General features: G+C 52.2%; 31 protein-coding genes. 14 read left to right on the top strand and 17 right to left on the bottom strand.

All coding sequences use genetic code 11. The features are described from left to right. On the bottom strand, positions 1–136 hold a 136-nt coding region (locus CX651_RS05805; protein ID WP_157822673.1), incomplete at its 3' end, for a helix-turn-helix domain-containing protein. Positions 137–1,101: 965 nt separating this feature from the next. Between CX651_RS05805 and CX651_RS05800 the strand changes: the two genes are divergently transcribed. From CX651_RS05800 to CX651_RS05780, 5 genes are all read left to right on the top strand, one after another. Beyond that, positions 1,102–1,518 (top strand): GNAT family N-acetyltransferase, encoded by a 417-nt coding sequence (locus tag CX651_RS05800; protein WP_101054563.1) that lies wholly within the window; start codon positions 1,102–1,104, stop codon positions 1,516–1,518. A 127-nt stretch (positions 1,519–1,645) separates the two neighbouring features. Beyond that, entirely contained in the window at positions 1,646–2,314 is a 669-nt protein-coding gene (locus tag CX651_RS05795; RefSeq protein ID WP_052248236.1) for a hypothetical protein, read from the top strand. An 88-nt stretch (positions 2,315–2,402) separates the two neighbouring features. Then, positions 2,403–2,753, top strand: a complete 351-nt coding sequence (locus tag CX651_RS05790; protein WP_101054560.1) for a VOC family protein — start codon at positions 2,403–2,405, stop codon at positions 2,751–2,753. A 33-nt stretch (positions 2,754–2,786) separates the two neighbouring features. Next, positions 2,787–3,131 carry a 5-carboxymethyl-2-hydroxymuconate Delta-isomerase gene (locus CX651_RS05785; protein WP_101054556.1) on the top strand — a complete coding sequence of 115 codons (345 nt, stop codon included), beginning with the start codon at positions 2,787–2,789 and terminating at the stop codon, positions 3,129–3,131. 9 nt (positions 3,132–3,140) lie between these two features. Beyond that, a complete protein-coding gene (locus CX651_RS05780) occupies positions 3,141–3,374 on the top strand; it encodes a DUF1289 domain-containing protein (protein ID WP_101054553.1) in 234 nt (77 codons plus the stop codon). Positions 3,375–3,471: 97 nt separating this feature from the next. On the opposite strand, the gene asnB is transcribed toward CX651_RS05780, so the two are convergent. The 5 genes from asnB to purM all read right to left on the bottom strand — a co-directional run bounded on the left by asnB (position 3,472) and on the right by purM (position 9,881). Next, positions 3,472–5,136, bottom strand: a complete 1,665-nt coding sequence (gene asnB / locus CX651_RS05775) for an asparagine synthase B (protein WP_101054549.1) — start codon at positions 5,134–5,136, stop codon at positions 3,472–3,474. 321 nt (positions 5,137–5,457) lie between these two features. Beyond that, positions 5,458–7,104: a M28 family metallopeptidase gene (locus CX651_RS05770; protein ID WP_101054546.1), complete on the bottom strand. Its 1,647-nt coding sequence runs from the start codon at positions 7,102–7,104 to the stop codon at positions 5,458–5,460. Positions 7,105–7,235: 131 nt separating this feature from the next. Beyond that, positions 7,236–7,982 (bottom strand): HAD-IIA family hydrolase, encoded by a 747-nt coding sequence (locus CX651_RS05765; protein WP_101054542.1) that lies wholly within the window; start codon positions 7,980–7,982, stop codon positions 7,236–7,238. Between the two features lie 217 nt (positions 7,983–8,199). Further along, positions 8,200–8,844, bottom strand: a complete 645-nt coding sequence (gene purN / locus CX651_RS05760; RefSeq protein WP_039035483.1) for a phosphoribosylglycinamide formyltransferase — start codon at positions 8,842–8,844, stop codon at positions 8,200–8,202. Beyond that, a complete protein-coding gene (purM, locus tag CX651_RS05755; protein WP_044734661.1) occupies positions 8,844–9,881 on the bottom strand; it encodes a phosphoribosylformylglycinamidine cyclo-ligase in 1,038 nt (345 codons plus the stop codon). Before purM ends, purN begins: the two co-directional genes overlap by 1 nt. A gap of 260 nt (positions 9,882–10,141) precedes the next feature. Between purM and upp the strand changes: the two genes are divergently transcribed. Beyond that, entirely contained in the window at positions 10,142–10,768 is a 627-nt protein-coding gene (gene upp, locus CX651_RS05750) for a uracil phosphoribosyltransferase (protein WP_101054539.1), read from the top strand. A gap of 92 nt (positions 10,769–10,860) precedes the next feature. On the opposite strand, the gene CX651_RS05745 is transcribed toward upp, so the two are convergent. From CX651_RS05745 to CX651_RS05730, 4 genes are all read right to left on the bottom strand, one after another. Next, positions 10,861–11,190 (bottom strand): multidrug/spermidine efflux SMR transporter subunit MdtI, encoded by a 330-nt coding sequence (locus CX651_RS05745; protein ID WP_039035480.1) that lies wholly within the window; start codon positions 11,188–11,190, stop codon positions 10,861–10,863. 11 nt (positions 11,191–11,201) lie between these two features. Beyond that, entirely contained in the window at positions 11,202–11,591 is a 390-nt protein-coding gene (locus CX651_RS05740) for an SMR family transporter (protein WP_025011949.1), read from the bottom strand. A gap of 200 nt (positions 11,592–11,791) precedes the next feature. Beyond that, positions 11,792–12,721: a LysR family transcriptional regulator gene (locus CX651_RS05735; protein ID WP_101054535.1), complete on the bottom strand. Its 930-nt coding sequence runs from the start codon at positions 12,719–12,721 to the stop codon at positions 11,792–11,794. Between the two features lie 313 nt (positions 12,722–13,034). Further along, positions 13,035–14,384 (bottom strand): dihydroorotase, encoded by a 1,350-nt coding sequence (locus CX651_RS05730; RefSeq protein ID WP_101054532.1) that lies wholly within the window; start codon positions 14,382–14,384, stop codon positions 13,035–13,037. A gap of 212 nt (positions 14,385–14,596) precedes the next feature. Between CX651_RS05730 and CX651_RS05725 the strand changes: the two genes are divergently transcribed. The 4 genes from CX651_RS05725 to CX651_RS05710 all read left to right on the top strand — a co-directional run bounded on the left by CX651_RS05725 (position 14,597) and on the right by CX651_RS05710 (position 18,077). Then, on the top strand, positions 14,597–15,481 hold the full coding sequence (locus CX651_RS05725) for a 6-carboxytetrahydropterin synthase (RefSeq protein ID WP_025889416.1): 885 nt from the start codon (positions 14,597–14,599) through the stop codon (positions 15,479–15,481). A gap of 202 nt (positions 15,482–15,683) precedes the next feature. Continuing rightward, positions 15,684–16,526 carry a M23 family metallopeptidase gene (locus CX651_RS05720; protein ID WP_101054584.1) on the top strand — a complete coding sequence of 281 codons (843 nt, stop codon included), beginning with the start codon at positions 15,684–15,686 and terminating at the stop codon, positions 16,524–16,526. 152 nt (positions 16,527–16,678) lie between these two features. After that, a complete protein-coding gene (locus CX651_RS05715) occupies positions 16,679–17,677 on the top strand; it encodes an MASE1 domain-containing protein (RefSeq protein ID WP_101054529.1) in 999 nt (332 codons plus the stop codon). Beyond that, positions 17,625–18,077, top strand: coding sequence for a GGDEF domain-containing protein (locus CX651_RS05710; protein WP_157822672.1), 453 nt, complete (start codon positions 17,625–17,627; stop codon positions 18,075–18,077). The genes CX651_RS05715 and CX651_RS05710 overlap by 53 nt, the downstream gene beginning before the upstream one ends. Before the next feature lie 17 nt (positions 18,078–18,094). Here CX651_RS05710 and CX651_RS05705 read toward each other — a convergent pair whose 3' ends face one another. After that, positions 18,095–18,661, bottom strand: a complete 567-nt coding sequence (locus tag CX651_RS05705) for a VOC family protein (protein ID WP_101054523.1) — start codon at positions 18,659–18,661, stop codon at positions 18,095–18,097. 14 nt (positions 18,662–18,675) lie between these two features. Continuing rightward, positions 18,676–19,179, bottom strand: coding sequence for a L,D-transpeptidase family protein (locus CX651_RS05700; RefSeq protein WP_039035474.1), 504 nt, complete (start codon positions 19,177–19,179; stop codon positions 18,676–18,678). A 242-nt stretch (positions 19,180–19,421) separates the two neighbouring features. Here CX651_RS05700 and CX651_RS05695 point away from each other — a divergent pair, with 242 nt between their 5' ends. The 3 genes from CX651_RS05695 (at position 19,422) to CX651_RS20245 (ending at position 21,944) form a co-directional block, all read left to right on the top strand. Beyond that, positions 19,422–20,282 (top strand): ion transporter, encoded by an 861-nt coding sequence (locus CX651_RS05695; RefSeq protein WP_101054519.1) that lies wholly within the window; start codon positions 19,422–19,424, stop codon positions 20,280–20,282. Between the two features lie 94 nt (positions 20,283–20,376). After that, positions 20,377–21,813 (top strand): MATE family efflux transporter, encoded by a 1,437-nt coding sequence (locus tag CX651_RS05690; RefSeq protein WP_229839768.1) that lies wholly within the window; start codon positions 20,377–20,379, stop codon positions 21,811–21,813. Further along, positions 21,813–21,944, top strand: coding sequence for a hypothetical protein (locus tag CX651_RS20245; RefSeq protein WP_268249211.1), 132 nt, complete (start codon positions 21,813–21,815; stop codon positions 21,942–21,944). The genes CX651_RS05690 and CX651_RS20245 overlap by 1 nt, the downstream gene beginning before the upstream one ends. A 19-nt stretch (positions 21,945–21,963) precedes the next feature. Here the strand turns inward: CX651_RS20245 and CX651_RS05685 are convergent, their stop codons facing one another. From CX651_RS05685 to CX651_RS05675, 3 genes are all read right to left on the bottom strand, one after another. Next, complete coding sequence (locus CX651_RS05685; RefSeq protein WP_101054512.1) at positions 21,964–22,191, bottom strand: DUF2986 domain-containing protein; 228 nt, start codon at positions 22,189–22,191, stop codon at positions 21,964–21,966. Between the two features lie 125 nt (positions 22,192–22,316). Continuing rightward, complete coding sequence (locus CX651_RS05680) at positions 22,317–22,673, bottom strand: hypothetical protein (protein WP_101054509.1); 357 nt, start codon at positions 22,671–22,673, stop codon at positions 22,317–22,319. A 67-nt stretch (positions 22,674–22,740) separates the two neighbouring features. Next, entirely contained in the window at positions 22,741–23,175 is a 435-nt protein-coding gene (locus CX651_RS05675) for a hypothetical protein (RefSeq protein ID WP_224866334.1), read from the bottom strand. A gap of 144 nt (positions 23,176–23,319) precedes the next feature. Between CX651_RS05675 and CX651_RS05670 the strand changes: the two genes are divergently transcribed. Continuing rightward, positions 23,320–24,012 carry an energy-coupling factor ABC transporter permease gene (locus CX651_RS05670; protein ID WP_101054503.1) on the top strand — a complete coding sequence of 231 codons (693 nt, stop codon included), beginning with the start codon at positions 23,320–23,322 and terminating at the stop codon, positions 24,010–24,012. A 27-nt stretch (positions 24,013–24,039) separates the two neighbouring features. On the opposite strand, the gene CX651_RS05665 is transcribed toward CX651_RS05670, so the two are convergent. Together CX651_RS05665 and CX651_RS05660 are read right to left on the bottom strand one after the other, a co-directional pair. Next, entirely contained in the window at positions 24,040–24,570 is a 531-nt protein-coding gene (locus CX651_RS05665; protein WP_101054499.1) for an RDD family protein, read from the bottom strand. Between the two features lie 102 nt (positions 24,571–24,672). Then, the gene (locus tag CX651_RS05660) at positions 24,673–25,029 is read right to left on the bottom strand and encodes a glutaredoxin family protein (RefSeq protein WP_101054496.1); all 357 of its coding nucleotides are present in this window, start codon (positions 25,027–25,029) and stop codon (positions 24,673–24,675) included. Positions 25,030–25,174: the final 145 nt, after the last annotated feature.

The raw sequence follows: 25,174 nt of genomic DNA, 5'->3' as shown, positions 1-25,174 counted from the left end.
GATTGCGATTTACTTCCCGGCTGATTGTGCTGTGACTGACTTTCAGACGTTTTCCTATCTCCCGATAACTGAAACCCTCGCGTAAATAGGCCTCAATCTGGTATCGTTGTCCCTCGATCAACTGCTTGTAATTCATGGTAACTACTCATGTTTGTTTGGCGACTACAGAGTATCACCAACAGGCAGTTGATCTCTCCTCACCGTTTAACCATGAGTGGTGCACTTATTATCTGAATTCGGGCCATTTAGTCCAAATATCCCTTGCAGCTAAACGCGCATGCGCGGTTTCCAAACCTATTATCTACCCGCTGTATTTTTTAACTATATGAATTTAATGCTATTTTTTAAAAGTTACGGAAATAACGCGCAAGCTTAGCTGCAAATTCCCGGCATTTTGTTGAGAATGTCAATAATACTGTATAAAAAATCAGTTCTTAGGCACTTACCATGAGCGCTTCAAGCCCTGCAACCAAGGGCCTTAAAAACAAGCACCTTAAAACTAAGCGCCTTAAAACCAAGGACCCTAAAACCAAGGACCCTAAAACTCAAGCCCGACAAAAAGCGTTAAGTAAAGCCATAGCTACCGCACGGGCGCGACATGCTGTTCGTCCCTGAATACCGTTACAAACTGAAAAGTATCCTTGTCGCAGAGCTTTCGCTTAAGAAAAAGCTAACTGGTTGAATTGGTTATACAATACCCAGTACCTATTAGTAAAACAATTAGCTTAAGGTCAAGTTTTTTAACAAAGGCAATAAAACCCTGATTTTGTGGGGGGTGGCAACATAATTCGCTATTAAAACAACTGTGCCCGGCAAATCATATGAGTAATATTCCAATTGTTAAATTGCCTGTTTCAGTGCTTGATGGCTGGGGCTATTTCAGTTGTTATTGCCGACCAATACGACTAAGTCCGCTTGGGTTTGTGTGCTCGTTGAAAACGGCTGCCAGGATGGGCATGAACGGGAACTGGCTTGGGGGAGGGCAGCTTAAAGCTGCTGCCAGAGAAGCTTTTCTATGTTAGCCTTGCCTTGTTTAAGAAGTTTATTGTCGTTTTGCCTTTGGCAAATAGTAAGATTTCAACTTGTATTCAGGGATGAAAAATGCAAATACGTTTGGCTACTGAAATGGATTTGGAACAACTGATCCTGCTGTTTGACGAGTATCGGCAGGAGATGGGGCAAGAGTCGGATCTCGTTTGCTGCCGTGAATTTTTACGGGCCCGCTTGCAGGAAAATGATTCGATGATCTTTATCGCCACCGAAGGCGATTTCCCATTGGCCTTCGCTCAGCTTTTTCCTTCGTTCTCTTCTTTATTACTCCAACCCTTGTGGTATCTCGATGATCTCTTTGTATTGCCCGATTACCGAGGTCAGGGAATTGCCAAAGAACTCACTCATAGAGCCCGCACTCTGGCTCAGGATGCCGAGGTGCTGGTGGTGAAACGCCAATTTGGTGAGCCCTCCATGCCGGCAACCGGGGATGACACAGAGCAAGGTCTGTATCACGCACTACTTTAATCTGCTGCCCCCTGTTTGCTACCATTAGCGGGTTTTAATTTCAGGGGATTTCAGATTGAAAACAGCAGTACAACAGACACCTGTGCTCGACAAGAGCGCCGTTACCAACCTATTGGCGCTGGCCATTATGCTTACCGGCTATGGCATGCACTCAGATGTGTTATTCAACATAGGCCTATTCGCCGTATCCGGCGCCATTACCAATTGGTTGGCGGTGCATATGTTGTTTGAAAAAGTACCGGGTCTCTATGGCTCAGGGGTGATCCCGGCTCGTTTCGAGCAGTTCAAGCAAGCGATCAGCGAGTTGATGATGGAGCAGTTTTTCTCCGAAGCGAATATCGACCGTTTTCTGTCGACTCGCTCGGACAAGCAGAGCCTGGATCTCTCCGGAGTTATCACCAAGGTAGACTTGGCTCCGGCCTTTGATGCTCTGGTGGCCACTGTGGCCCAGTCATCATTGGGGGGCATGTTATCCATGTTTGGCGGCGAGGAAGCTCTCACGCCGCTCAAGCAACCTTTTATTGAAAAGATGCAGCAGTCGCTGGCGGATATTGCCAAGAGTGATGATTTTTACGAGCTGCTCAAGGGCGAGCTGGAGCAGCCAGGAGTGATGGCCGATATGCGCAGCCAAATTCAGGATATCGTCGAGCAGCGGTTGGCCGAGTTAACGCCGCAGTTGGTCAAAGAGATGGTGCAGCAGATGATTAAAACTCACCTGGGCTGGCTGGTTGTCTGGGGCGGTGTCTTTGGCGGTTTGATAGGGCTGGTCAGCGTATACCTGCAGCGCTTGCTATAACTATAGATAGGTGAATTGTGGGCTGAACCTAACCTGCAGCTCAGCTAAATAATTGCTATTAAGTCGCCCAAGCGGCGGGAGGAAAGCCATGGCGTTACATCATACGATTAACTATCTTGAACTTCCCGCCCGGGAGCTGGAAGCCACCAAGGCGTTTTTTCAGGCGGTGTTTGGTTGGGGCTTTGTTGACTATGGCCCGGACTACAGCTGTTTTACCCAGGCCGGGATCGATGGCGGTTTTTTCCGTTCATCGGTGAACTTCGATACCCTCAATGGCTGCCCGCTGTTGGTGCTCTACTCAAATGATTTGAATGCCAGCCTAGAGGCCGTGAAGGGCCATGGCGGCGAGATCAGTAAAGATATTTTCAGTTTTCCCGGTGGTCGGCGCTTTCATTTTCGCTGCCCGAGCCAAAACGAGTATGCCGTCTGGTCTGAATAGACCCGGACGCTTCTGCCTTTACAAGGAAGGATTATGCCTCACTGTATTATTGAGTATTCGGCGCCCTTGGCGCAGCAGTTGTCGATTACCAAGCTGGTTCAGGCGGTGCACCAAGGTGCCATAGACTCAGGCTTGTTCACACCATCTGCCATCAAGAGTAGGGCGCATGCCTGTGAGCATTTCCTGGTTGGGGAGGACAGCGCGCAAAGCTTTATCCATGTGCGTTTGGCCATTATGCCGGGACGCACCGATGAGCAAAAGCAAGCCCTGACCCAAAGCGTGTTTGCCGCACTGGAGCCGATTGCGGCCAAAGCTGACAGTGTATCGCTGGAGGTTACTGAGCTGCATCAGCCAAGCTACCTTAAGCGCGGTAGCTAAGAAGCCAATATGTCCAGGCAGCCAAAGCGCAGTAACAGGGTGGACTCTCCCTGTATTCGCCACTGCTGCCTGGACTTGCAGGATGTTTGCTTGGGGTGTTTCAGGACGCTGGCAGAGATCCTGGCCTGGCATCAGGCAACGGACAGCGAGCGGCAGACTATTCTCGAGCGCTGCCGGCAGCGACAAGTTGAGCGTGACCAAGCCGCTGCCGGGTTTAGAGTGATGAGAACAAGGCGCAAGTGAACAAGCTCAAAGCAAATAAAGCGGCACAGAAGAGAAGCTCCTATTTCCGCTAATGAATAAAGGCGCCATTCGGCGCCTTTATGGTTTTTACTTAAGTTCAATAAGATGCGCTATGCACAGAGCGCACCGCTCGGCCGGAAGGATCTATGATGCCGGACAGGCTCTCATCCCAGGCCAGCGCTTCCGGGGTAGAGCAGGCAACCGATTTACCACCCGGTACAGTCAGTGCCGCCGACTCCAGCGGGAAGTGCTCTTCAAAGAAACAGCGATAGAAGTAGGCCTCCTTGGTTTCCGGCGTGTTGTGCGGGAAGCGGAAACGGGCGTTGGCCAGCTCTTTATCTTCCACCTGGGCGGCGGCATGTTCTTTCAGACCGTCAATCCAGGAGTAACCCACCCCGTCACTGAACTGCTCTTTCTGGCGCCAGGCGACTTCGGCCGGGAGCTTATGCTCGAAGGCTTCACGCAGAATATGCTTTTCAATCCGGCCATCGCGCGACATCTTGGCTTCTGGGTTCAGGCGCATTGCCACGTCCATAAACTCCTTGTCGAGGAAAGGTACTCGGGCTTCCAGGCCCCAGGCTGCCATGGCCTTGTTGGCCCGTAGGCAGTCGTACAGGTGTAGCTTGTCGAGTTTACGCACCAGTTCTTCGTGGAAGGCGCGGGCGTTTGGTGCCTTGTGAAAATAGAGGTAACCGCCGAATAGTTCATCGGCCCCTTCGCCTGAGAGCACCATCTTGATCCCCATAGCCTTGATCTTGCGCGCCATCAAATACATGGGGGTTGCAGCGCGTATGGTGGTGACATCATAGGTTTCCAGGTGATAAATCACTTCCTTGATGGCATCCAGGCCTTCCTGGAAGGTGAAGTGCAGTTCATGGTGTATGGTGCCTATGGCATCGGCGACCTTTTGTGCCGCCGCCAAATCCGGCGCCCCTTTCAGGCCTACGGCAAAGGAGTGCAGCTGTGGCCACCAGGCATCGGAGGCATCGTTGTCTTCAATACGGCGCTTGGCAAAAGTTTGGGTTATGGCGGAAATCACCGAGGAGTCCAGCCCGCCCGACAGCAAAACGCCATAGGGCACATCTGACATCAACTGGCGCTTTACCGCGGCTTCCAACGCTTCGCGCAGCTCTTCGCTGGAGGCGCTGTTTTGGGCTACCGCTTCATAGTCGCGCCAGTCACGCTGATAGTATTGCACCGGCGCGTCATCTGCACTGTAGAGGTAATGCCCGGGGCTGAATACTTCCACAGTTTTACATACGGGGACCAGCGCCTTCATCTCGGAGGCGACATAGAAGTTGCCACTGGTATCGCGGCCGGTGTAAAGCGGGATGATCCCCATGTGATCCCGGCCTACGAGGTAGCAGTCCTTGGCCTTGTCATAGAGTACGAAGGCAAAAATACCGTTGAGCTTATCGAGAAAGTCGCAGCCATATTCCTGATACAGCGCCAGGATCACTTCGCAATCCGAGTTGGTCTGGTAGCTGTACTTGTCGCCGAGCTCGGCCTTGAGTTCTTTGTGGTTGTAGATTTCACCGTTGACTGCCAATACCAACTGGCCATCTTCAGATAACAGCGGCTGGGCGCCGTGTTCGATATCGACAATGGCCAGCCGCTCATGGGCGAGAATCGCTCTTGGAGTGGTATGAATACCCGACCAGTCCGGGCCGCGGTGGCGCATCAGTTTGGACATCTCCAGCGCAGTGCTTCTCAGAGCGGCGGCATCAGACTGGATATCGAGAATGGCAAAAATTGAACACATGGTAAGACTCCAAACTTGGTGTTTCTTCAGCAATGGCTTCACTTTGCCTGTAGAATTCTCAAAAGCCAAGCTTTATTTTTGAATATAAATCATGAAAATGGCTAGATCTGTAAATTATAATGTGTTTTTCGACCTATTTTTTTAAGGGTTAAACAATTTAATCGCTTAATTGGTGAAAGATCTGCATTTTAGCTCGCTGTAACAGCGTGCAAATTGGCACTTTCCTAAAGCCGCTGCTTTTATCGGCGATTGATTTATCTGCCCGGAAAACAACGCAAAAAGGCGCCGGAGGCGCCTTGGGGGATGGGGAAATGTGTCTGGTTAAATCGCCGGAGCAACGCCGGTTTCCGGCCGCAGGTTATAAAACTCTGTGCCCTTAAAATAACCCGGGCGGTCGGCAGAATCCGCCAAGCCTTTGGCGGCCTTGTAGTACACGGCCAGATCTTCCAGCGCGCCGGAGAGATCCCAGTTGGCATGATACTCATCGCAGAGGTTGTGATAGCAGCCTTTCATCTGCTGCTTCATCGCCGCTTTGTAGTCAGCGGTGGCCTGATCCACAGGTTCGCTGCCGCCACCGGCAAATACCGCAGGTACGCCATACTGGGCAAAACTGAAGTGATCCGAGCGGAAGAAACCGCCGGACTCGGGGTGTTTCTCTGCTGTGGCATAGCGGCCCTGGGTCTTGAGCGCGGCTTCCAGATAACGCTCCAGCTCAGACTTGCCTTTGCCCACTATGGTGAAGTCTTTGGTGCGGCCATAGATATTGGTGCTGTCGAGATTAATCACCCCTATGGTGTTTTCCAACGGGTAGGCCGGTTGAGCGGCATAGAAACGTGATCCCAGCAGACCTTGCTCTTCGCCTGTGGTGGCGATAAAAGTCAGCGAGCGCTTGAGGCGCTTGCCAGCCTTGGCGTCGGCGGCAAACTCACGGGCGATGGCCAGCATGCCGGCGATGCCGGAGGCGTTGTCCATGGCGCCATTGAATACCCTGTCGCCTTCGGCCGAACTGCTCATGCCCAAATGATCCCAGTGGCCGGTAAACAGAATATGCTCATTGGCGCGGCTGCTGCCCGGCAGAGTGGCAACCACATTGTAGCTGTCGCCATACTCGGCCTTGTTGTCGAAAGCTATGCTGGCGGTTTGCCCCAGCGTCAGTTGCAGTGGACCGTGGGCAGCGCGGCTGATGGCGCTGTCCAGTTCAAGCCCGGCCTTGGAAAACACCTTTTTGGCGGCATCCAGGGTTATCCAGCCTTCCACCGCCACTCGCTCGTTGCCGGAATCCGAGGCCAGATCCTGCTGTGGGCCGGTCCAGCTGTTTTCCACTACAGACCAGGGATAAGCGGCAGGAGCCGTGTCGTGAATGATAATGGCGCCCAATGCGCCCTGACGGCTGGCTTCTTCATACTTATAGGTCCAACGGCCGTAGTAGGTCATCGCCTTGCCGTTGAATTTACCGAGATCCGGGCGGGCAAAGCCGGGGTCATTCACCAGAATAAGGGCGATTTTGCCCTTCATGTCCAGGCCCTGGTAGTCGTTCCAGTCGTACTCGGGGGCGTTGATACCGTAACCGACAAACACCAGTGGCGCGTTGGTGATATCGACGCGTTCGACATCATGGCGACTGCCGAGCACCAGATCTTGGGGATATTGAAAATCGATACCGGCTAACTGTATTTCCTGGGTTTCACTGGCGGTATAGCTCACCATGGGCACTTTTTGCAAAAAGCTGCCGTTGGAACCGGGCTCAAGCCCCATATCGGCAAAGGCCTGGCTGAGATAGTCCAGAGTCAGCTGCTCGCCGCGGGTTGTCGGCGCCCGGCCTTCAAATTCATCCGAGGCCAGGGTTTGGATGTCATGGCGAAACTCTTGTTCATTGAAGCTGACAACGCGGATGGGGTCGTCGGCAGTATTGTTTTGGCTGCAGGCACTCAAGAGTGCCAGGGTACACAGGGGGATCATCAAGCGCATAACGGATCCTGTTGTTGCTTTTATTGTCAGGTATGGAGTGGCAACGGCTTTGCCCTTGCCTGTGCGCTATCATGGACGAAAAAACGCCCCCGGCACAAGCGGAGGCGGTAAAAGGAATGTTACCAATGGTTTCAGATCACGTCGATGTCGGCGGCGCAGGCAAACACATGGTTGGGACGGAAGGGCTCTTTCTCTATATCCTCCAGCTTGCTGACCCCACTGGTGACCAATATGGTTTCCAGCCCAGCCTGAAAACCGGCCAGAATATCGGTACGCATGTTATCGCCGATAATCACGGTATTTTCGGAATGACTATCTATATGGTTCAGCGCCGAGCGGATGATCCAACTGCTGGGTTTTCCCACGTAGAAGGGTCTGCGACCGCTTATTCTCTCTATAGGCGCGCAGAGAGCGCCACAGGCGGGGCTGTAAGCCGGGCCATGGGTATCCGGGTTGGTGGCAATAAAACGGGCGCCATCGGCAACAAAGCGGGCGGCCTTGTGGATCATGTCCCAGTTGTAGGAGCGAGTTTCGCCGACGATAACAAAGTCGGGGTTGATATCGGTAATGGTAAAGCCGGCCTTGTAAAGTTCGTGGGTGAGGGCACCTTCACCTATGACAAACGCCTTGCTGCCTTCCTGGTGCCTGAGAAAGTCGGCGGTCGCCATGGCCGAGGTATAGAAGCACTCTTCGGGAATATGCAGCCCGGCGGCGCCGAGGCGGTTTTGCAGATCTTTGCCCGTCTGTACCGGATAGTTGGTCAAGATAACCAAGGGGTTTCCCTGTTCCAGCACCCGGGCGATAAACTTGTCACTGCCGGGGATTAATTTGTTGTCGTGCATCAGCACGCCGTCTATGTCGCAGATAATACTCTTCATGCGCGTCTCGTTCTGTCCTGAAAACTGCCTCTATCTAACGCCATTGGTCATAAAATTACAATTGGCCGCTGAAAAAAGCCGGTAACGGAGCGTCATATTCGGGTAAATTAAGCGGATAGGTAAGCTTGCGCCACAGCCGTAATAGCCATTGTTGTAATAAAAAAGGAGCCGCACGGCTCCTTTTTGATGAATTAATCAACCTAAGTTTACTCAGAGATCAGTCCGGGGCGTAGCCGTTGGGGCCGATGGCTTCATCGTCGAGCCAGGCCTTACCGTCAACCATCTTCAGTCGGCCCTGGCAGAACCAGCGCACCACTATCGGGTAGATGGCGTGTTCCTGCTCGTGCACCCTGGCCGCCAGAGTTGCCACTGTGTCATCGGCAAACACAGGTACCTTGGCCTGCAAAATCACCGGGCCACTGTCCAGTGCCGGGATAACGAAATGAACACTGGCGCCATGTTCGCTGTCACCGGCTTCGATGGCGCGCTTGTGGGTATCCAATCCAGGATACTTGGGCAGCAGTGATGGGTGGATATTGAGCATCTTGCCCTGGTAACGGCTGACCAGCTCATCACTGAGAATACGCATAAAACCGGCCAATACGATGAGGTCGGGCTGATATCTGTCGATAGCCGCCTGCAGTCTGGCATCGTATTGGGCGCGGGACTCCTCTTTGCGGGCGATGACGCAGCTGGTGTCTATTTCGGCATGATGGGCCCGGATCAGACCATAGGCATCGGCCTTGTTGCTGATCACTCCGACCACGCGCCCTGGCATCTTGCTATCACAACTGTCGATAACAGCCTGCAAATTACTGCCATTGCCCGAAATCATTACCAATATGCGACAACTCTCCTGCATTAAAGGATCTCCACTTGCTCTTCTTGTTGATTACGATTGGCGATAGTGCCTATCTGCCAGGCGTTTTCACCTTTGGCCTTGAGTAGCTCAATGGCGGCGGCGGCTTCGGCCTGAGGCAGGGCAACTATCATACCGACACCACAGTTAAAGGTGCGGTACATTTCATGTTCTGTGATATTACCGGCTTGCTTGAGCCAGTTGAATACGCTGGGCCACTGCCAGGATTCGCCCTGGATAACGGCCTTGGCACCTTCTGGCAGAACCCTTGGAATGTTTTCCCAGAAACCGCCGCCTGTGATGTGTACCATGGCGTGAACCGGGTGTTTGTCCAGCAGTTCCAGCAAAGGTTTGACATAGATGCGGGTTGGTTCCAGCAGGTGATCGATAAGCGGCTTGCCGTCCAGATCTTGCTGTGGGTCAGCCTGGCTGACTTCCAGGACTTTACGGATCAGTGAGTAACCGTTGGAATGAGGACCACTGGAGCCCAGGGCTATCAGTGCATCACCGGCCTGTACCTTGCTGCCGTCGATGATGGCTTCTTTCTCCACCACTCCGACACAAAAACCGGCCAGATCATAGTCAGCGCCTTCGTACATGCCGGGCATTTCGGCGGTTTCACCACCGATCAGGGCACAACCGGATTGGAAGCAGCCTTCGCCGATACCTGTAACCACGTCGGTCGCCACATTGACGTCCAGCTTGCCGGTAGCATAGTAGTCGAGGAAAAACAGCGGCTCGGCGCCTTGAACCAGCAGGTCGTTGACACACATGGCCACCAGGTCGATACCGACAGTGTCATGCTTTTTGAAGTCAATGGCCAGGCGCAGCTTGGTGCCCACACCATCGGTACCGGAAACCAGCACAGGGTGCTTGTATTTGGTTGGCAGTTCACACAGGGCGCCAAAACCACCCAGGTTGCCCATGACTTCAGGACGGTGAGTGCGTTTGACTACGGACTTGATGTTATTGACGAGTGCGTTGCCTGCATCGATATCGACACCGGCGTCTTTATAGCTCAGTGGGGTAGGGGTACTCACTTGATCCTCTCGGGTACATCGTTATGGATTTTATGCGGCGATATTCTAGCAGTTTGCCGGGGGGCTCGAAAGCCAAGATTGCACTTTATTCATAGGGATATAAGTCACGATTTACCAGATTTATAAAACTTTCTGTTTTACCGCTGGAACAAATCAACTAAAATCTCACAAATTTGCCCAAATCCGGCTGGTTTGTGCTCTGCACGCCGGGAGCTGCCAGTCTGATTGCTCGTCCCGCCCGCAAGATCAGGAGAAAAAGAATGAAAGTTGTCGAGGTTAAACACCCGCTGGTACGCCACAAAATTGGTTTGATGCGTGAAGCTGAGATCAGCACCAAACGTTTTCGTGAGCTCGCCGCCGAGGTTGGCAGCCTGTTAACCTACGAGGCAACCGCAGGTTTGGAAACCGAAACTGTGACCATTGAGGGCTGGAATGGTCCGGTTGAAGTGGAACAGATCAAAGGCAAGAAAGTAACAGTAGTGCCTATCCTGCGTGCCGGTCTTGGTATGATGGATGGCGTGCTGGAGAATATTCCCAGTGCCCGTATCTCTGTTGTCGGTGTTTACCGTGACGAAGAAACTCTGGAGCCAGTGCCTTACTTCGAGAAGCTCGCCAGCGATATGGAAGAGCGTTTGGCACTGGTTGTTGACCCCATGCTGGCTACTGGCGGCTCCATGATTTGCACCATAGACTTGCTGAAAAAGCGTGGCTGTAAGCATATCAAGGCGTTGGTGTTGGTTGCGGCGCCTGAAGGCGTTAAGGCACTGGAAGAGGCGCATCCCGATATCGAACTCTACACGGCTTCCGTCGATCAGTGCCTGAACGACAAGGGCTATATACTGCCTGGTCTGGGTGATGCCGGTGACAAGATCTTCGGTACTAAATAAGTCTCTTTAGTGAACATAATAAAAGGCGCCCTCGAGCGCCTTTTTGCTTATTTCAGCCTTACTTGCTTAACCCTTACTTGTTGCTACTGACCTTAGGCGGTTTTCATCACGATAACAGCGGCGATAACCACGGCTATGCCGACCCAACCTATGGGCTTGAGTCTTTGTTTGAACAGCAAGGCGCCGCCGATAGCCGTTCCCAAAATACCTATGGCGCCCCAGGAGGCATAGGCGATGGCCAAGTCTATCTCTTTCACTGCCTGTGCCAGCAGAGTAAAGGCGCTCAGCACCAGCAAGATTGCCAGCACGCCCCATAATTTACGTTTGAATCCGTTGGAGCGGGTGAGCGCCATATTGGCGGCAATATCAATCAAGGCGGCCAGCACCACATAGCCAAAGGAGAGCGTCAGAAACTGGTTCATGTTCGCCTCCGTTACAGGTTACCGGCGGTGCTGTTTGCTCCCAAGCCGGTATCCTGAACTTTGGTTTTATCACCTTCATGACTCTCGCCTAGAGTCACCAACACTATACCCAGGATGGCCAAGGCCAGTCCGGCAAGCTCCTGCGGGTTGAGCCTGGAATCAAACAGCAGCATGGATACCAGGGTGATCAGGGCTATGCCTAAACCTTCCCAAACCGCATAAGCAACACCTATGGCAATCTTCTTCGCCGCCAGTGATAAAAAGAAGTATGACACACCAATCAAGAGGTACATCAACAGGTAGCCCCAGATAGAACCCTCAGGTCCCAGTAGGTTCATGGTACTGGTACCCGCCACTTCAGCGGAAATTGCAAACAATAGAAACACCCGTGCAAGGATCATAATTCACCTTCTACATGAAATGAAAAATATGCATAACGGAGAATCGCACATTACACCTGAATCTATCTGGCCAGATAAGTCATAAAAAACGGAGTAACAACAAATTAAGCGGCAATTCCAAACTTACACTGCTAGGTTAACTGTTCGGGTTTTAACTTGATAGGTAATTGAGATATTCAAATATGAATATCTATGACGTTCTAAACAGATATTGGAGTTGGTTGAAATGTGTTTTGTATAACTCTGTGCAAGTGTTGATGTAACGGATGATTACGGTAGGTCTGCAAAAAGCCGCCGGACACCACGAAGTGGCTGAACTCCCGATTGACCTGGGGCATGGGGAAGGAGGCCAGTTCCGGCATCAACCTGGCAGTACCTTGACTGGCGTACATGATGGCGTCGGTTTCCAGCAACATCTGGCAGGCGACCCTAAGATTGTAGGACTTGAGTAATACATGAGGCTGATAACCCATACGCTGATACTCAGATTCCACAGTACACTGAGGATTGTAGGAGGCCGGTGCAGGCAGGGAAACTATCGGCAGCGTGGACACTGTCTGCCAATCATTTTCATCGCCGAGCAGCGGATGATTTTTGCGTGCCAGGATTACCCGTTTTTCGGTGAACAGCGGCCGCATATAGATATCCTTGGACAGCTCGGTTTCCTGATCCAAAATGCAATAGTCATGTATGCCTTCGAGCATCTCATCATGGCTGTAACCATTCCAGCTGGAAAAGGTGAAGCTGGCTTTGGGAAAGGCCTGGTGACAGCTTTGCAGCAATCTTTGTCCCTGTTCATCCATCAAGTAGGGATCTGTCACTATGGCTATTTGACCTGTGTAGCTGTCGGCGCTGAAGTCTTCGAATTCCAGCAGCACTTTTTCGATAGGGGCCAGAATATTGTCAAACTCTTCTGCCAGGCGCAGCGCCATGGGTGAGGGTTCTACACCATGGGGTTTACGAACAAACAGGGGATCCTGGAAGGTTTGCTTAAGGCGCATTACACCCCGGCTGGCACTGGGCTGAGAGATCCCAAGTTGCATGGCGGCCAGCTTGATACTGCGATTGTCGACAACCGCCTTAAGCAGCCGCATCAGATTGAGATCCAGGGTGTCCAGTTCGTGAGCCATTTATCTATTAACCATAGTGTTATCAGGTGCCGCCTTGATTTGAGCGAACGGCAGAAGATAAAACATCCAAACCTGCAGTGGCAATGACGACAGAGAGCTTCAGAATAACACAACCCGTTTTAAAAGCGTGAAGCCAGGATGGTTTCATGCCGGACTTCACATCTATCACTAAGGAAGGTGATGACACAGTTGGCATGGGATTCAAATGGCTCCAGAGGCGTCGCTTAATCTTGATTGTTTTTGTAAAGGGAAAGGGGACATTCCCATAATAAGTTTAAGGGCTCCTTTCGCGGAGCCCTTGGTTTATCAGCGATTAAGTGCGATTAAATGTGAGGCGTTGGCCCAGGGTATTGTCGATAAAGCGACTGCCGTCAAACAGTTGCTTACCATTGACCCAGGTACCACTGATAGAGGCGGCAAACTTGTGGCCGGTGAAGGGTGACCATCCGCAGTGATAACGGGTGTTTTCCAGCGTGGCCTCGAAGGGCTTGTTGAGATCCACCAGTACCAGATCCGCCAGATAACCTTCGCGCAGATAGCCCCTGTCTTTGAGTTCAAAGCGCTCGGCCACCGCATGGCTGGTCTTTTGGACAATTTTTTCCAAACTGAAGTGCCCCTTGGCATGCAGATCCAGCAGGCCGAGCAGTGCATGTTGCACCAGCGGCAAACCGGACGGCGCCTTGAAGTAGCTGTCGGCTTGCTTTTCTTCCCAGGTGTGCGGCGCGTGATCTGTGGCGATAATGTCAATGATGTCGCGATTGACGGCATCTATCAGTGCCTGTTGATCGGCAAGGGTCTTGATGGCCGGGTTACACTTTATCTGGCTGCCGAGGCGGGCGTAGTCACTGTCGTTGAACGAAAGATGGTGTACACAGACTTCGGCGGTAATGTTGGCACCCTTGAGTTGTGCCAGTTGCTTGGCCGGCTCAAACAGATAGAGTTCGTCGGCGGTGGTTAAATGCAGTACATGCAGGCGCGCCTTGTGACGAATGGCCAGTTCGGTTGCCAGTTGAGATGACTTGAGGCAGGCTTCGCGGGAGCGGATTTCGCCGTGCAGCTCCATAGGTATGGCATCACCGTATTTTTCACGCATGGCGGCTTCATTGGCGGCTATGGTGGGGCTGTCTTCACAGTGAGTGGCAATGACCACAGGAGAGTTGGCGAAGATGCCGTCCAGAGTGGCACTGTTATCCACCAACATATTGCCGGTAGAGGCGCCCATAAAGATTTTCACCCCGCAGGCCTGGTTGGGATCGAGACGTTTAATCTCTTCCAGGTTATCGTTGGTGGCGCCGAGATAGAAAGCAAAGTTGGCCAATGAACTTTGAGACGCGCGGGTATACTTGTCTTCCAGCGCCTGCAGATTGGTGGTTTGCGGGTTAACATTGGGCATTTCCATAAAGCTTGTGATACCCCCGGCCACGGCGGCGCGGGATTCACTGGCGATGGTGCCCTTATTGGGGAAACCCGGCTCGCGGAAATGCACCTGATCGTCGATCATCCCCGGCAGCAGGTGTTTACCCTGAGCATCTATGACCTGAGCCCCTGCCGGAGCCGTGATCTGGGAGGCAATCTGGCTGATGCGGCCGTTGTCGATCAGCAGATCCTGAGTACGGATTGTTCCTTCATTAACCAATTGGGCGTTGCAGATGAGGGTTTTCATAGGATACCTGATTAGCGTTATTAATATTGGCAGTGACTTGCGTATAATACCGGAAACTCAAGCAAAAAGCTGTGGAGCTTTTGGACAAGATCACAGACTTTTTGCGAAAGATACGTCAAGTGCCGATACCCTGGCCGGTATCGGTTCAATCGGTGCCAATATCGGCCGGCCGATAACACATGGGTGGACTGTTTATCTGCCTGGGAGCGAGAATGCAATTATTTGTCAAAGATTTAACTGTGGTTGATTTTTCTTACCTGTGCCCGTTTCGCGGCATGGTAGGCGAAAGTTGGATAGTCGATGTGCTGCTCGACGGTGGCCTGGATGAGCAAAACATGTTGCTCGACTTTTCCAAGGTCAAGCGCACTATAAAGCAAACCATAGATGAGGTGGCCGATCACCGTTTATTGGTGCCCACCGCCTGTAGCCAGGTGCGTTGGCAACAGCAGGGCGACAAGGTGTGGATGGACTTCCATAGTCTGCGCGGCAGCATTCACCTGGCTTGCCCGGCGCAGGCTTTCGCCCTTATCCCCAGCGAGATTATCGACTTTGACAGCGTGAACCAGTTTTTGCACAAGGCGCTGACAGATGCCTTGCCGGACAATGTTCAGGGTATCAGCCTGACACTTCGCAACGAGGTGCTGGAAACGCCCTATTATCATTACAGTCACGGCTTGCGTAAGCACGACGGTAACTGCCAGCGTATCGCTCACGGCCACCGCAGTCCTGTCAATGTGTTTGCCGATGGTATCGCCGCGCCCAAATGGGATGAATACTGGGCCAAACGTTGGAAAGATATCTACCTTGGCAGTGAAGAAGATGTGGTTGGTGTCAGCGAGCTTGAGCTGTCACCCCAAACCAAAATAGATGACAAGAGTCATATTGGCTTCAGATACCAGGCGCCGCAGGGTGATTTCCAGTTGGCGATGCCAAGAGACTGCTGTGATTTGATCCCCCACGACACCACGGTCGAACTGCTGGCTCATTTTATGGCCGACAGCATGGCGGGCTTTGAGCCGGGCAAACATTTTAAAGTGGTAGCCTTCGAGGGCATAGGCAAGGGCGCCATCGCATCGGCGCAGCATCAGGGTGACTGATAGATACTGCCTGGCCTGAGAAGGGCCAAGAATAAAGCCAACCTAAAGGTATCTAAAGGCATCCGCAAATAGGCCGCACCTTGGGGTCTATGGGGCGTAAAGATAAAGAGGAGCAAGAGTGAAGTTCAATAACAGCAAGATGCCAATCCCATCTTTTAAGGCGCTGCCGCTGATGCTGCTGGGCACTTTGGTTGTGAGTCCTATGCTGCAGGCCGAATCCAAGTCTGAGCCTCAGCCCAACATCAAACCCGAGTCATCACGGGTGCAGTTTCAGGGCAAGTTTGAGCAGGGGGCTCTGATCAGAGCAAGAACAGAGCCGGGTACTGAGGTACAGCTCAATGGCAAGAGCATCACCCTGACGCCGGATGGCCGGTTTGCCTTTGGTTTTGAGCGTGAGGCCGCGCTCGAGCAAACGCTGACACTCAGTTACCCGGATGGCAGCAGTGAGAGCCGTAACCTCAAACTCGACAAGCGGGATTATCGCATTCAGTATGTTGAAGGGATCAGCAAGAAAATCATGAAGCCGGACCCCAAGGCCCAGGAGCGCGCCGCCAAAGACAGCGCCCAGGTCAAGGCGGCCCGCAGCCATTTCAGTACCCAGCAGGCGTTTGCCGACGACTTTATTTGGCCGCTGACCGGGCGAATTTCAGGGGTTTATGGCAGCCAAAGGGTATACAACGGCAAGCCAGGCACACCACACTATGGTGTGGACGTGGCTGCGAAAACCGGTACTGTGGTGGTTGCGCCGGCCGATGGCGTTATCAGCCTGTCGGTACCGGATATGTTCTATTCCGGCGGCACCATGATTATCGATCACGGCTATGGCGTCAGTTCCAGTTTTTTGCACTTAAGCAAGCTCTATGTCAAAGAGGGCGATAAGGTGAAACAGGGCCAGGCGGTGGCCGAAGTGGGGGCGACCGGACGAGCCACAGGGCCACATCTGGATTGGCGGGTCAATTGGTATCAGATGCGTCTGGATCCAACCACTTTAGTGCCTCCAATGAGTCAGGTATTGCAGCAAGCCAAGAGTGACGCGAAAAAGTAGCGCTTTACTTTGACTGACTCATTGGACTGACTCACCCTCGATGTCATACGCCGCCGGACTTAACCTCTGGCGGCATTGTTTTTTTCTTTGGCTGCTACAGGGGTAGAACGGCTTGGCTATACTCATTTTTATGAATATTGCCGGAAGAATAAGTGACTGATTTGAAACGTTGGGGGCGAGCCGATTGGCTACTGCTTTTGCTTGGAGGGCTGCTCTGCTATCTCAGCGGCCGACTGGGCATGGCCACTCTGGTATTGCAGCCGAGCAATATTACCCTTCTATGGTTGCCTTCGGGGATAGGGCTTATTCTGTGCTTGCGTTTTGGGGCCGTGGCTATTATCCCTTTGGTTATCGCCTCCTTCCTGGCCAATTTCCCCGGACTCAATAACAGCAATCTGCAGCAGGCACAGTTACACACCTGGATATCCGCTGCAATTGATGCCCTGATGCCGCTATTGGCCGCCCGAATGTTACGTTGGACCCTGCCCATGGGGCTGCAAAGAGCCAGGGAGTTATTGCTCTTTGGTTTCTATGTTTGTGTTATCCCTGTGGCGCTGTCCAGTATTTTGCTGGCACTAAATCTTGTTTGGGGCGGTTATATCGACAAGAGTTACTGGCCTACGATGGCTGTGATGCTATTTTTGGCCGATTCTCTGGGGATTGTCTTGGTTTATCAGGTGTATCTGGGCTGGTCGGAGCGGTTTTTTATCAATCAACGGCAGATCCGGGCATCTCTTCTGTCAATTCTGGCTTTAGTCGTTATTTTTACTTTGGCATTTGGCAATCAACCCTGGGTCTTGTATTTACTGCTGCCTGTGTTGGTGATGCAGGCATTTGAGGGCAGTTTCCTGCTCACCTGCAGTCTCAGCAGTGGGAGCTTTGCTGTGGTTATTTATGTAAGTGCCAAGGGGCTGGGGCCTTTCGATGCCGGATTGTATTCGGCAGAAACGGCGGAGCTGGCTGCGTTTTGTTTTGCCAATGCTTTGGTTTTACTGGGGATTGCCCTGCAAAACCGCCAGTTGCGCCTATCTGAGCAGCACAGGGATGCCTGGCAGCAGGTAGCCTTTCGCGATCCGCTGACAGGGTTACTCAATCGCCGTGGATTCGAGCCGCAATTGGAGCTGGTGGATAAGGGCCAGGCTCAATCGTGAAGACTACAGCCTGGCGCTTTTGGACCTGGATCATTTCAAGTTAATCAACGACAGCTTTGGTCATGCCACCGGCGACAAAGTATTGAAGCAACTGGCCGGTTTGATGCAGGCCCAGTGTCGCCAATCGGATGCCATTGCGCGAATTGGTGGTGAGGAGTTTGCTATCTTGCTGCCAAATTGCGCGCCGGCTCAGGCTGTTAATCTGATGGATCGGCTGCGGGCCAGAGTGGCCGATGAAGATTTCCATGATGACAGCGGCCAACCTATCCGCCTCAGTATCAGCGTCGGCCTGGTGTCCGGTCCTGCAGGTTGCCGCTCGGGTAAAGATCTGCAGGATAAAGCCGATCATTTTCTTTATGTTGCCAAGGCAGAAGGGCGCAACCGGGTCGTTCAAGGGTAAAGCGGCATCAGAGCCGCTTACTGCTCGCTGGCGATGATGGCCTGAATGCTGTGAGGGTGCACCTTGACGCAGACACCGCCAGCCTTGAACGCCAACGTCGGGTTGGCCAAGCGTTCGGCTTCGCCTTTGGGGCTGCTGGCCTTGAGTTTAATATCCGTGTCGCCATCGAGTGTGGCTTGGGTCCGGGGGCAGAGAGTACGCAGTTGCTCAGCCAGTTCATCACAGCTTTGGGCGCCACGGGGCAAAACCAGCTCCAGATGTTCCCATCCCTCTTCGGGATAGTGTTTATCGCCGGGGAATGGCAGCTCGACACAGGGAATTTGCCATTGACCCAATAGCAGAGGCTGCTGTAATCGTATGATCAGGATAGGGCGGCCGTTGATGATATTTTCTGAGATAATTTCACCACATTGAGCAAACTCGGCCTTGAGCTTTTCTGCCGCGGCAACAGAGTTGACCCTAAGCGCGGCGTGATCGCACTCGCCTAAACGCTCGAGTCCCAGGCGCTCAATCAGGGGCATGATTTTGTCGGCAAAGGCTTGCCAGTCTGCCAGCAATTGCGACAGAGATTGAAGGTTTTGCATATTTGATTCCTGTTTCAGGGCCAAATTTCTATTGGCGTGCCCGGCTCAATCAACTGCCAGAGTTCATCCATTTCTTTATTGGTGAGGGCGATACAGCCGTTGGTCCAGTTAAACTGCTGCGCCTCTTCCGGAGTTAATCCAGAGCGGGGATTTTGGCCGTGGATCATGATTTGGCCGCCAGGGCTAACCCCAAGCGCCTTGGCCCTGAGTCTGTCCTCGTCATTGGGGTAGGAGATGTGAATTGAGCGGTAAAAGGCGCTGTCGGCCTTTTTGTAGTCCAGCAGATAGCGCCCCTCGGGAGTGCGTTGATCGCCTTCCTGATATTTGTGGCCCTTGGGCATATCCCCCAAGGCGATGCGATATTCCTTGATGACTTTACCGGCCTTAATCAGGCTCAGACGTGAATCTGACTTGTTGACCAGCACCAAATCCACCTGTGCCGAGGCAAAGGGGCTGTATAACTGGGCAAACGCCAGCAGAAATATTGCATAAACTATATGACGAAACGATGGGCCCATGACCACTTGGCTCTGATTATGGTTATTTTGACGGGATAATAACTGATAAAGGGGGCGCTCTTGAAGCCCTTGAACAAGATTGTTGCCGAGAGTCGCAGAGAGAATATTTGGCACACTCGCCAATGCGTGGCAGACTTACGCCCCTGCCTTTTGGGCGCGGCGTCAAGAGACTCGAATGCATAATACCCGAAAGGGTAAAGATTGAGGTGCCGTTTGGTTGGAAAGTAAGGGAAGCTTAGCGCATGAATCAACATAAGGTGACAGATACGCCGCCGGAGCCGGAGCTCAAGCGTAAGCTCAGGATCATCATCTTTGGTACAGAAACACCCGCTGGCCGCTGGTTTGATATCGGCTTGATCATCTGCATTATTCTCAGTGTTGCTTTGGTTTTTCTCGATACAGTGGCCGATATCCATGCCCGTTTCGGACATATCATCCTGGCACTGGAATGGACCTTTACCTTGGTATTCACTTTGGAATATCTGCTGCGGCTCTATTGTTCCAGCAATCGTTTGAGTTATGCCCGCAGTTTTTACGGTGTAGTGGATCTGCTCAGTATCCTGCCCAGTTATCTGGCGCTGTTCTTCCCCGGGGCCAATTTTACCCTGGTGATCCGTATTCTGCGGCTGTTCAGAGTTTTTCGGGTACTCAAGTTGCTCAGATACTTGAGTGAGGGGAATCTGCTGCTCAAGGCGATGCTGCAGTCGAGTCGCAAGGTGTTCATCTTCTTTTTCTCTGTGAGTCTTATCATTATGGTGCTCAGCGCCATCATGTATGTGGTCGAAGGCCCGGACAACGGCTTCAGCTCGATCCCCAAGTCTGTCTATTGGACCATAGTGACCATTACCACAGTAGGGTACGGTGATATCACTCCCAAGACAGAACTCGGCCAGGCGATAGCGGCGTTTACCATGCTCTTGGGTTACTCGATAATCGCCATCCCCACAGGGATCCTCACCGCCGAAATCTCCCAGGAGATGGGCCGTAACCGCGATCTGCGCCGCTGCGCCAACTGCTTGAAAACCGGGCATGATCACCATGCTCTCTACTGTAACCGTTGTGGCAGTGAACTGGAGCCACCTCCGGAAGAAAACAAGGACTAGGGTGTCAAACAACCAATCATCTGCTAAGGCAGCCACTCAAGCCGTCACTCAGGCTAAGTTTGTTGAAGGCAATATACTGCGCCACATTTTGGTGATGAGCTCTACTGCGGCCGTTGGGATCTCGGCACTGTTTGTGGTGGATCTGCTGGATATTTTCTTCCTCAGCATGCTGGGAGAGCTGGAATTGGCGGCGGCCGTGGGCTATGCCGGTACTATCTCTTTCTTTACCACTTCCATAGGTATCGGCCTGTCGATTGCGCTGGGGGCACTGGTGTCCCGCGCCGTAGGTGCCAGAGACACAGAAGGGGCCAAGCGCTTGCTGCTGAATGCCGCCATGGTAACTCTGCTGGTATCCAGTCTGATGGCGATAGTGGTGACCGCCTTGATCCCTGAACTTCTGGCGCTGGTGGGCGCCAGGGGACATACCGCCGAGCTGGCCGCCGATTATCTGTATATTCTGGTGCCTTCGCTGCCGGTCATCTGTTTGGCGATGGCACTTGGCAGTGCCCTGCGCGCCGTGGGTGATGCCAGGCTCTCCATGCTATCGACCCTGGCAGGCGGCGCGGTCAATGCCGTATTTGACCCCATTTTTATTTTCTTGTTTGCCATGGGCATAGAAGGCGCGGCTACCGCCTCGGTATTGGCGCGCCTCAGTGTGCTGCTGATCGCGGCAAGAGGGGTGTTTATCAAACACGGCCTTTGGAGCCGTTTCGAACTTGCGAGCTTTCGCGGCGATCTACGCGCCATTTTTGCCATCGCCGGGCCGGCCATGCTGACCAATGTGGCCACCCCTATAGGCAATGCGGTAGTGACCCGGGCGATTGCCGACTTTGGTGACAGCTTTGTGGCAGGTTGGGCCGTCGTTGGGCGTTTGACCCCTGTGGCCTTTGGAATGATCTTTGCGCTTTCCGGCGCCATAGGGCCCATCATAGGGCAGAATTATGGCGCCAGGGCCTATGACAGGCTCAGCGAATGCCTGACAAGGGCGCTGCAATTCTGTATCGCCTATGTGCTTGGGATGTCATTGTTGCTGTGGCTGCTGCGCGAACCTTTGGTATTGGCATTCGACATGCGCGGGGATTCTGCCGAGCTGGTACGTTTCTTCTGCCAGTATATGGCGCTGTTTTTCCTGTTCAACGGCGCGCTGTTTGTAGCCAACGCCTCATTCAACAATCTGGGTAAAGCCAAGTATTCAACCGCCTTCAATGTGGGCAAGGCCACTATCGGGACGCTGCCATTTGTTTATCTGGGAGCCGATCTAGGTGGGGTATATGGGGTCTTGATTGGTCAGGCACTGGGTTCAGTGCTCTTTGGTGTATTGGCGGTGATCACCGCCTATCGCTTGGTAGCCAGAGTGGCCGCCAATGGCCGCCAGCAAGGTCTTGAGGCCGACAGGCTTGATGAGGAGGAACTCTCCATGGCCTCCAGCAGTCCATTGTCGTCTTCCTGTACCCAGATGGGGCAGATGACTGAAGAACTGGAGCCGATAGCCAGTGCCCAGGCTACCTCGCCCCAGCGGGAGAGGCCTTAATGGCGGGAACCGCTCAGGTACTACTAAGGGGCGAACAAGTCTTATCTGTGGTCGGCGTCGACTTACAGGCCTGGGTGCAAGGTGTGGTTCGTAGTGATTGGCCCAAGCCCTTTGCAAGAAGTATTTCCTGAGGAGGGACTTGGCTACGCTTTATTGGGCGTCAGATTGGCAAGTCGCGGCAGTAGCGTTTTCAGCTGCGCCGTTACCTGGCTGCTCAACTGTATTGTTTTCTGCCTGCTCGGCGGCAGCGATTTTGGCGCGCTCAGCCTTGGATATGTAACCCTGTTTGGCGGGACCTGAATTGGGGATCTCTTTCTTGTTTTCCCGGGCTTTGGCACGCTTGGCCAGTTTTTTGGTCAGTTTTTGTCGCTTATTCATGCAAAATTTCCTGGTACTTCCCACTTGGGATAGGCAAAGGGCTGGCATTTTAGCCTGCCCGCGGCCGGGCAACAAGCTCAACCTGCTTCGTCGCAGGTTTTGATACTGTGGCGAAAGGGATTTTCTTAGAGGAACAGGGTCATAAAGACACCGATATAGCTCATGGAAACCGCGACTCCTATACTGAGTAGCGCCATATCCAACATCAGTGGCCTATCCGGCGTTTTGGCGGCCTTGATAAGCTCTATCACACTAGTGGGGATTACTATTAACCCCGAGACTATCAATAATAAAAAACCAGGGCGAAACAGACTGAGTTGCAGTGCACTTTGATCCTGCCAAAGGTGAGCATATTGATCGCCAAACAGCAATAACGCCATAGCAACCAGTGCCGATAGGCTGGTGGCCAACAACAACTGACGATTTACCCTGCTGCGGCTAATCGGCTCTTCTATCTCCTGAATAATTCCTGTGGGTTCCATCTCAAATACACCTAAAGCAGTAAACTGCGGCAAAACTAGCAAATTTGAAGCTCATATTCAAAAAAAATTACTTGTTGTTGAAGCGGATCCTGTCCATTTCACTGGCGCCATCGTGGCATTCACCGCGGATTTCTCCCCAACTGGAATGAAGCACGCGGCTGAGTTCGTAGAAGCCCTCTTGACAGTACTGATTCATCTTGAGGGTATTGTTGAGTCCAAGAACCAGCTGTTGTTCAAAGACGGCAAGCCGGGCTTCTCTGATAGCCAGTTGTTGGCGCATCTCCTTTGCCGTACGGGGAGCGGGGACACCGTCCTTGTCATTGCGGTCTATTCCTGGCGCAACCAAGCGCGCCTTATAGGTGAAGAGTTTCAAGCCATCAGTTTTGATATCTGTCTGGAAACTGTCTTTGATGGCACCGGCAAAATCGGCCGGATCTATGTTGGGTTTTGAGCTGCAGCTACAAAGCAGTAGGGGCAGTAATGACAGAAAAAGCGTGCGCATAAGCAGGGGCAGTTATCCTTATTATTTTTTGAGATACAAACTACCGTTAACTTACTGCAGAATAAGCATAATTGCATTAACTGCGTGATAAGTTAGCATAACGTCGTCGTTTACCGCCTTTAGTTGATAACTGGATGGTCAATTATGTTCGAGTATCTTCAACCTCTTTGGGATCAAATCCAGTGGCAGCCGGATCTGGCTGATATCTTCTATTTGCTTGTGCTCATAGGTTGGTTTGCCTGGATTTGGCCTCAATGGGACTGGCAGCAACTGCTGGCTGACAAGAGCTTGCAATGGCGAGCGTTGTTTTGCACCTTGGCTGTTAATGGCCTTTGGCTGCTCAATGCCAGTGTAACCGAAGGTATTTATGTACATTTTCTGGCCTTAGTGACCCTGATGCTGATATTTGGCTGGCGTTTGGCGTCCGTATTGATGCTGCTGCCGGTGAGTTTCTTTTGCCTGTTTGTCTGTCACCAGCCTTGGATGTTGGGGCCCATGATGTTGTTTGGTGTTTGTCTGCCACTACTGTTGGCATTGACAGTACACAGTTTGAGCTATCATAAATTACCCAAGCATTTATTCGTTTTTATTTTCGTAGCAGGTTTTTTTAATGCAGGTCTTTCTGTGGTGAGTCATATCCTGGCATGGGCCGTTTATCTATGGTTTGATATGGATTACGGCGCAGCTTATCTGGTGGATAATTATCTGCTGCTTATTCCGCTGCTGGGGTTCCCTGAAGCCTTGCTTAACGGCATGGCAGTGACGCTGTTGGTGGTTTATCGGCCCGAGTGGCTCTACGATTACTCGGACCGGGTCTATCTCTGGCGCCAAAGATAGCCTGCATTCTTCCCTTATTGAGCGTTTCTAATCCTTGGGGGCGCGGATCACTAGGGTACCCGCCAGTTTGTCATGCCAGCTTTGTTTACGGGGATCGAAGGCCACCCAGATATAACCCAGGCCAAATAGCAGAGTTGAGGGAATATAACCCAGGTAACGTATTATCAGGCTGGCGCTTGATGGTTTTTGTAAAGTGTCGGCATCGACTATGATGGCTCTTAAGGCCATTTTCCCCGGAGTCGCCGACTTATAACGCCAAAATAAGATGACCAGAACTACAGGCAATAGGTAATTGATCAGCAGATCAAGTGGTCCTTTAATCAAGGTATTGCCCGTCATGATAGGGTCGATACCATAGACATATAGGGTCAGTGGCACTGTGATGCACATCAGCATGAGAGAGTCCAGCAGGGTTGCTGCAAGCCGCTCCCAAAACCCGACGTAAATGGGATAGCTGGATTCTGGAATTGATGTCTGTGCCGGCGCTTTGGCGTCAGGGGATTGTTCGTGATGAGCCAAATCTGGCTCGATACTCCGTGGGGTGGGTTCAGCTGTCATTCTCTCAGTCCCTGATTAGCAGTTATCTACTTGAGGACAATACACAGGAATAACAGCTGCAACAAGCATGACCTACCTTTGGTACCGGTAGGTCGAGGTTTGTTAACCGAAACGCTGATTAAGATAAGCTATGATGTCGTTGGACTCATACATCCATGTGACTTCGCCGGCTTGCTCAATTTTCAAACAAGGAACTTTCATGGTACCGCCTCGGTTTTGCAGTTCACTTCTGTGTGGCTCTTGTTTGGCATCCAGAGTCGTAATATTCAAGCCGTGTCGCTTCATGGCGCGCCTTACCTTGACACAAAAAGGGCAGGCCGGATATTGATACAGGCTTAGGGTACGACATTGTTCATCGATATCCGCCTGCTGTTCGGGTTGACGTTTAATACTCTTGGGGGAGAAAACAAAATTGAGCAGCAAAATGATCCGTCCCAGGATCCAACGAATAACAAACATAAGTATCCTCTATATAAGCTTGAAACGGCAGGCAGTTTAACTCAGTGGCAGCGAAACTCAAGCTCGGACTCAGCATGTCGGGATGATGAGGATTTAAAGCTTATCTTGGGGGAAGATAAAAACTGAGATCATAAGGCGTAGCGAT

Origin of the sequence: Shewanella chilikensis (assembly GCF_002836945.1) — a bacterium.
Lineage (GTDB): Bacteria > Pseudomonadota > Gammaproteobacteria > Enterobacterales > Shewanellaceae > Shewanella > Shewanella chilikensis.
Note: the sequence above shows the minus strand (reverse complement) of the source record. Positions and strands in the feature narration are given on the sequence as shown.